We start from the raw sequence: 1,814 nt of genomic DNA, 5'->3' as shown, positions 1-1,814 counted from the left end.
AAGAGACAGGGTGCAGAGGGGCGGAGGAGGGGCCGCCCGAGCGATGCTCCCGGCCGGAGGACAGGCCGCTTGAGCCCCTTGGGGCATACGCCTGCCCAGGCCGCGCGCCCATCAGGTGAGTGGCAGGATCCTGGGCCTGCGGCTATGGCGACACCAGTTCCTCACGCTCCAGGACTTGGCGAATCTCCTCTCTCTGCGCCTTAATGTCGCCCTTAGGGAATCGAATTTGGCCAAGCCCTTTAATATTGGAGAATTCCTTGCAGCCCTCCTCCAGCAGCACAATTGCCCGGGAGAATCCAAGGCGCCCCTGGAACAACCCCACTTCGTGAATTACATTCTCGCGAGCATGCAGGGTTTTATCTGCATACTCATCCTCAGCGGTCATGACAAGAAATGCAAACGCCGCAGAATCAAGCATGTCCTCAAGTCGCTGCACCGTCGTAATTCCTGCTGCAGACTCCATGTTGAACTCATCGACTTTGAGTTCCAGTCTCTCCTGTAGAAAGTCTTTAAGATCACGCCAAGTCTTCGAATGGCCGTGCCCAATAAAAACCGTGCCGCTTGTTCGCGCCGCACTCTTCCCCTTCAGTGCCATTTTCTTCTCCAAGTAGAGCCGTGTTCTTCGTGCTATTTTCCCGAGAGTCAAGAGTGATACCCGGGGCGATTCGGCAACCATCGCCCTAAACTTCACGTGCATGTGGGGTGGCGTCCGAATCTTCGCATCACCGAAGGCGCGCATGTCGCGAGAGAGAATCTGCCCTCTCGGCTTGAAGCCCTCAAAGAAATCATCCATGGTCAGGCTTGCCGACTGCTTTACCAATTCACCTCTCAACTCTCCCAATGCAGTGTCGGGGCGCTCAGACAGTGCTGCGTCAATGATAGCCTGCAACTCCTCTTTGCAGCCCTCGAACACCGCAATTCCTTTTAGTCGAACCCTCTCCAGTGCGCTTAGGTCTGGCGAGTGCGCGAGTTCAAGCACGGCATTCACAACGGCTGTGAAATCGTATTCTACCCAGTCGCCGGTCGTCGCCTCATTGAATACCGCCTGAAATCCCCACTCCACGCTGAACGTAGCGCCCGGCGGCGGACGCTCAAGTCCCTCGTAATAGACGCGAGAATGATATCCAAGCCATGAGCCCGAAAATGAGAGCCCGACCTTGTCGGCAGCGTCCTTTAGGGCAACTATTACATCAGAAATCTCGTCCGCCTCGAAAAGTGCCACACCACGGGTGCATCGGCGCTCAATTCGTACTAGCTCATCAATAACGTTGTCCATGCCGTGGACTCCCAACCCCCGCTGTGGATTACCCCAGGGAGCCCCAACTATATAATGGCCGCGTGTAACCCGCACAGGGAGGCAGCCGACGTCTTTTCTTGACGTGGCTGCCTCGGTAACCTAGGCCATCCCATCTATCTGCGGGCGCCGCTGCCCGATTGGCTGCGCCAACATGACCTGCCTGGATCCTTCGGACCACTGATTACGAGAGAGGTGCCGGCCGGGATGGGTTGGGTACCACTGCTTTGCACTGCCGTCGAAATTCCAGAGGCGTGAGGTAGCCGAGGCTCGAGTGTGGCCGAACCAGGTTGTAGTGCTGCCGCCGCTCCTCGATGACAACCTTCGCCTCTACCCTGGAACGAAACCATTCCATGCTGAGGCACTCGTCGCGAAAGCGTCCGTTGAAGCTCTCCCCCTGTGTCAGGGAAGATGTCGCCTCGGCTGACGTGCCGAGCTGACGACGCCCTGGGGGCGAGCGCAGGCGGTTGAAGTGCCGTACACAGACGCATTCAAGGCGCAGATGGTGAAGCGGATGATG

General features: G+C 57.7%; 1 protein-coding gene and 1 pseudogene. Both read right to left on the bottom strand.

Translation table 11 applies throughout. The features are described from left to right. Positions 1–142 precede the first annotated feature (142 nt). Positions 143–1,276 (bottom strand): TIR domain-containing protein, encoded by a 1,134-nt coding sequence (locus FJV41_RS48940; RefSeq protein WP_141649478.1) that lies wholly within the window; start codon positions 1,274–1,276, stop codon positions 143–145. A 202-nt stretch (positions 1,277–1,478) separates the two neighbouring features. Further along, positions 1,479–1,688 (bottom strand): annotated as a pseudogene (locus FJV41_RS48935) (integrase core domain-containing protein); the annotation flags it as partial. Positions 1,689–1,814: the final 126 nt, after the last annotated feature.

The sequence above is a fragment of the Myxococcus llanfairpwllgwyngyllgogerychwyrndrobwllllantysiliogogogochensis genome, from assembly GCF_006636215.1.
GTDB lineage: Bacteria > Myxococcota > Myxococcia > Myxococcales > Myxococcaceae > Myxococcus > Myxococcus llanfairpwllgwyngyllgogerychwyrndrobwllllantysiliogogogochensis.
Note: the sequence above shows the minus strand (reverse complement) of the source record. Positions and strands in the feature narration are given on the sequence as shown.